Annotated in this window: 6 protein-coding genes; all 6 read left to right on the top strand. The window is 55.1% G+C overall.

The features are described 5' to 3' along the window. Positions 1-236, top strand: a 236-nt coding sequence (locus ACOCD2_RS11475) for a hypothetical protein (protein ID WP_419625701.1), incomplete at its 5' end; no start/stop codon positions are given. Then, positions 236-859, top strand: a complete 624-nt coding sequence (locus tag ACOCD2_RS11470) for a hypothetical protein (RefSeq protein WP_419589452.1) — start codon at positions 236-238, stop codon at positions 857-859. The genes ACOCD2_RS11475 and ACOCD2_RS11470, both read left to right, overlap by 1 nt. Further along, positions 859-2,976, top strand: coding sequence for a hypothetical protein (locus tag ACOCD2_RS11465; RefSeq protein ID WP_419589453.1), 2,118 nt, complete (start codon positions 859-861; stop codon positions 2,974-2,976). Before ACOCD2_RS11470 ends, ACOCD2_RS11465 begins: the two co-directional genes overlap by 1 nt. After that, a complete protein-coding gene (locus ACOCD2_RS11460; protein WP_419625700.1) occupies positions 2,973-3,416 on the top strand; it encodes a hypothetical protein in 444 nt (147 codons plus the stop codon). Before ACOCD2_RS11465 ends, ACOCD2_RS11460 begins: the two co-directional genes overlap by 4 nt. Continuing rightward, the gene (locus ACOCD2_RS11455; protein ID WP_419589455.1) at positions 3,404-3,844 is read left to right on the top strand and encodes a hypothetical protein; all 441 of its coding nucleotides are present in this window, start codon (positions 3,404-3,406) and stop codon (positions 3,842-3,844) included. The genes ACOCD2_RS11460 and ACOCD2_RS11455 overlap by 13 nt, the downstream gene beginning before the upstream one ends. Beyond that, complete coding sequence (locus tag ACOCD2_RS11450) at positions 3,844-5,493, top strand: hypothetical protein (RefSeq protein ID WP_419625699.1); 1,650 nt, start codon at positions 3,844-3,846, stop codon at positions 5,491-5,493. Before ACOCD2_RS11455 ends, ACOCD2_RS11450 begins: the two co-directional genes overlap by 1 nt. The last annotated feature ends 46 nt before the right edge of the window (positions 5,494-5,539 follow it).

Here is a 5,539-nt window from a genome sequence, read left to right as displayed (position 1 = left end):
GGTTTACCAAGGACAATGACCTGGTGTTCCCCGATATGATCATCGATGTAACCCCTAAGTATAAAAAGGGTAAAGTACCTTCGTGGTTGGAAGAGGTTCCTGCGGATGCGAAAGTAGCTGCGTCCCCTTTGCCTGATCGGCACGCGGATACTGAGCTGGCGAAGAAGGGGGTTCAGCCTACTTCCCAGGGTGAAAAGCTGGATGAGGGCTCAACGGGTGTAGAGCGGTTTGACTGATGCCTACGCCCGTGGAGCTTTGCAATCGGGCGCTGATCCTGTTCAGTGAGGCAGCCATCACGTCTTTGAGTGATGGCACGCTTGCCGCCAAGGTGTGTAACCGCGTGTACAAGTCCGCGGTTCTGTATGTTTTGCAAAGCGGCGATTGGCCGTTCGCCACAGAGGCTGCTATCCTATCAGCGGTTACGCACACCAGTCTTACAGGTTGGAAGTATGTCTATACCTCCCCTGCTAATGCGCTGCGCATCCTCGAAGTCTTCGCAGAGCGTAAAGCGCCCTGGCCTCCCGAGCACCAGCGTGGGGATACGGCGTTCGAGGTAGGGTCTACGGCTACTGCGGATTCGCTGGTATTCACTAACACGGAGGATGCGCGCGCGAGGTACATCAGCACAACGTTTGCGGATAAGCCGGATAAGTTCGATCCGATGTTCTCGCAGGCCGTTGTCTACTGGATTGCGTCGCAGGCCGTGGCTGCTATCGTAGGTCTGGACCCGGGTTATAAGCTGTCGAGCCAGTATCGGAAATACGCGATGGAGACCATTAAGGAAGCCCGTGTGTCGGCCTATGTGCAGGCTAAGGGTTTGCAGGATACGGAGAGCTCCTTTATCAAGGCACGCAAATAGTGCCTAAGATCTCACAAAGTAACTTCTCCAAGGGCATGATTACGCCCAGCAGCTATGGGGAGTATCAGAAGCCCTGGTTCCGGGCGTCGTGCCGGTTGTTGCAGAACGGCCTGATACTGACTACGGGTGCAGTGATGAAGCGACCTGCTTTCGAGTACCTGTTCAACTTCACTGAGACCTATGTTCAGGCCTACGCCTATGGTTTTGGGGGTACGCATGACTACGTTGTTGCGATTTCCAATACCCATTTATATGTACTTGATATCTTTGGTACGACCCCCGGTATTGTTGCAACATTTCAGATAGCCACACAGCAGGCGGGTAAGGTATCTTTTGCAGCCTACGGGCGCGGGTTGATCTTTACGTCACTGGGGCAGATCCCTCAGATGCTGGAAAGGTCCAGCGCGGGTGTGTTCTCTGTAAGGACCTTGAGCTTTGGCCCTCCGACGACGGTGGGTAAAGTGACTGGGGTCACGGTTACTGTAGATACTGCGGGTGCTTCCGGGGATCGTAATGTCCTGCGTAGCTATGTTGTAACCGCAGTTGATGATGAAGGGCTGGAGAGCGTTCCCTCGCAAGCGGTGTCGATAACAGCTAAAGCAACGGCAGTTCTGTCTGTTACGTATAGCGCGGACACAGGTGCAGAGACCTATCGTATCTACAAAGAGATCAATAACGGGAGTGAGGTGTATGGCTACATTGGGGAGTCGCTCACCACATCCTTCCTTGATGACCGCATCAGCCCGGATGAGAGTCGCACAGCGCCGCTGTACTACGATCCTATTACGAATCGAAAGCCCCGCATTGTAAGCTTCATCGGGCAGCGCGCGGTGTATGCCAATGCGGTGGAGAATAAGCACCTGGTCATGCTATCGCGAACGGGTACGTACTCCGTGTTTTCTCGCCGTCAGCCAACGGTAGCCACAGATTCCATTGTGCTGACGGTGAATGCCCCGGATTCGCTCAAGATCACGCAGTTCGCAGAGCTGAACGGTACGTTGATGTTCACGGATACGGGGTGCTACGCTGTGGAAGGGGATATCGATGGTACGATTGCGCCTTCCACGATTTCATTCAACAAGCTGGCGGGGATAGGCAGTTCTGACAGTGTGCCCCCGGTTGTCATAGGCTCCGCGCTGGCGGTGGTGTCTTATGACCGGTACAACCTTAAGCTGGTGAAGCGCGGTCAGTTCGACATGCCGGGTGCGTCTTCCGTGGAGTACCTGGATATTCTGCATGATGTCCGGGATGTCTTCTCTGAGCACCGGATTAAGAACATGACCTTCATGGCGGATCCTGTACCGGTACTTTGGCTGGTGCTGGAGAATGGCGACCTTTACAGTTTTACGCTGGATTCGGAAGACAGCATCATTGGGATGTCCAGGCACACGTCCACCGGCGCGACCCCGGGTCATGATGATTTCGTTGAGATCGTCACGGCGAGCGACGGCACCAGCTTTCACACGTTGGCGTTTGTGCGCCGCCCCGGGTTTTCTGGCATGTGCGTTGAGCGGCTCACGCACACGTTTGTAGACACGGCGCTCAATGGCCTTGGCAGGTATCTGGACAGTAGCGTAGAGGTTGCATCCAGCACAGACACACGGTCTTTTACGTCGCCAAAGCTCAGCAGGTATGTGGGTAAGCCTGCACATGTTGTTACCGATAAGGGAGATCATTTCCCTGCCAGTATTACCGGTGACACGCTGACGTTGCCTGCTACAGCAACGCCTGCGAGACAGGTCCTGGTAGGTTTTCCGTATTATTTCAGGTTGAGGACGCATGGACTGGAAGTGTTAGCGGAGACAGAGCTTGGCCGGAAGCTTCAGCTTACACATGTTGTGGGCATGTTTTATGATACCTATGGTAGGCTACAGGATGATTCGGTGGGTGATTCGGCGAAGGTGTCTCTGGTGGTTCCACAGGGTGTCACTGCCAAGTCGGCAAGCACGTCATTCGCGGGGGAGGACCTTGTAACACTGGGGGGTTGTGACGTGGACACTCCCTGGAAGAATGCGGATGCCACGATCGAGCTGGTGAGTTCATATCCTTTCAAAGTTGTTTTGCTGGAGCTGCTGCTGGATGTGAACGTGGGTACTAAGCGGGAGCTCTCAGAATGAAAAACTTACGGTTGGAAGTGGTTAAAAAATTTGACAGCTATGTCCTGTACCGGGCGATGGAGGTCCTTGAGCGTCTGTCGGTGAAGGACATGGGCTGGATAGCTGAGCACATTCCCAGTATTTTCATGGGGTTTGAGGAAGCTCGGACATTCTTCGTGATGGCGGGAGAAGGTGAATGTGTTGCGTTGTGTGGCTACTCATGGGAAGGAGGGGACCGGCTTTGGTGGATGGCTATTCCTTATGATTTGAAAGCTGCTTCCCCTGTGTGGGTAGCGCGCGCGGTCTGCCGGTTCCTGAAAGAGGCTAGCATGAAATGTACTGTGCAGCGTGATGACTACCCGGAAGCGTATCGGCTGCTTGTGCTGGCAGGGTTTAAGCCGTATGCGTATGACATGGCGACGGATACTACGTACATGGAGAGAAAAGCGTGGACCCCCTGACACTTTTTATCATTTCGATCGCGCTGACTGCGGTTTCAACGGCAGCAACGATAAGCAATGCCAATTCGGCGGCGGATGCCAACATAAAGGCGGCGTCGCTGGAGAGGGATGAGCAGATACGGCAGGCACAGGTAGCTGACAGGCAGCGGGCGCGGGAGATTGCGGCACTTCGCGCGAACCAGATTGCTAAGGTCGCCGGGCATGGCATTGACGTGGGCAGTGATCTCGCAGATACGTTCACGGCGGATACGGATTTGGTTCGGAATGAGGATACGCAGCGCATGGCGGAGACGAACAGGTACAATGAAGAGGCGCTGGCCAGTCGGTACAGGAACTCACAGATTGCCTGGTCCGGGACTACATTCCGTGCGTTGAGCAATGCGGCCCAGCAGTCCCTGAATGCCTATAGTGCGTACAAGGGTACCTGATGGCGGTCAAGATACGTTCAGTGCTTTCTGAGGGTGTAGGCCCTACGCAATCCCTGAGTCGGATGCCCACGCGCGCGATGCCGGGTGATGGGCTTCAGCGTGCGGCGGGGATGGCCACGCAGGCACTGGCCAGCATTTCCCGTGGCATCTATTCTGCTAAGCGGGATTCAGCGGTGGCCTCGTACAAGGAGCAGGTGTTTTCGTCGCTGTATAACAGTGAGGATGGGTTTCTCATGCGCAAGGGGGAGGATGCGCTGGACAGTCAGGAAGATTATGTGAAGCATCTTGATGAGATGGCCCAGACACTGGAAGATGAGCTACCCACCAATGTTCAGGCTGATTTCAGGAAGAGCATTGAGCCCATGCGGTTGCAGGCACTCCAGAAGATGGGGACTTATACGCTAAGAGAAGCGGAGAGTCTGAAGAAGCAGGCGATGGCTTCTGAGATGAATACGGCGCTGCACCGTGTAGCGATGGTTTATCGGGATGATGCGCAATTGGATGAAGTCACAATGGACGTGATGGAGGCGGCTGAGCGCATGCTGGCGATGAATGGGATCACGGATCCGAAGGTCATTGCTGCTACGCGTGCCAAAGCGCTGGGTCAGGCTACAGAGAATGCGGTAGTCTACGCGCTGGCGAATGGCGACACGGGGCGTGCCGCGGCGTTGTTGCAGGATCGTGTGACGTCACTGGATCCGGATGTGGCGCTGGCCCTTCGGAAGAAGATCGAGAGTCAGCTCAAAGTGGATGAGGCTGAGCAGGTACTGGCGATGTCGCAGGCAGCGTCGGATCAGATCTACGCTGAGAACAAGCCGGTGACTGTGATGTACGAAGAGGCCCGCAGTATCCCGGATCCTAAGGTCCGTCAGAAGGCGCTGGCGCTTATTGAGCACCGGGTAGCAAGAGCTGAGCAGGTAGCCCGGGATGAGCAACGGGACGCCTATGGCGAGGGCCTGCTTACGCTGGCGTCTGGGGGTACGTACGAGGATCTTTCCCCCACACAGCTGGCTAACATGTCCATGACGCAGCAGGCGGATCTGTTGCAGAAGTCGAAGGCCCAGCGCGGTGCCCAGGCGAAGGCGAAGGCCATGACGCTTAAGCACGCCGCGTCCCTGTTCTCCTCCATGTCGATATCTGAGATCAAGAGCCTTGATTTTGCGGCGTATGCTAAAGATTACGGCCTTGGGTTTGATGCGTTTCAGGTGTATAAGCAGGCACTGGATAATGCGGATAAGGGGATCGTGTCAGAGACGCATAAAGCCATTAAGAATATCGTGTCAGAGGCACCGGCGATTGTTGGTCCTAATATCTGGAAGGTCAGCGGCAGCAATGCTTTCAAGAGGAACAGGGTGGATGCCCGGTACAAGGCGGTGCTCAATCTTGCTCTGCAAAAGCGGACACGCTCAGCGCTGATGGCGAAGGCCGAGGCGGGTGAGCCCCTGGTATTTACCGAAGAGGAAAAAACAAATCTGGTGCTGGAGGCTATTGCCCGGCAGGATGAGATAACCACGTTGGATATTTCCCCCGGTGTCTATGTGGCGATCCGCCAGCGGTTGCTTCAGTTGGGTGAGAAGGAGGATGCGCAGCTGAACCTGAAGATACTGAAGTACTATGTAGATCACGAGGACGACTTCGAGGATTTCTAATGGCTGAAACACTGTTTGATCGTATTAATCGCACGATAGGCAGTGC

Source organism: Thiolapillus sp., assembly GCF_048562965.1.
GTDB lineage: Bacteria > Pseudomonadota > Gammaproteobacteria > Chromatiales > Chromatiaceae > Thiolapillus > Thiolapillus brandeum_A.
The sequence above is the reverse complement of the archived record's forward strand: the minus strand, read 5'-3'. Positions and strand labels throughout refer to the sequence as shown.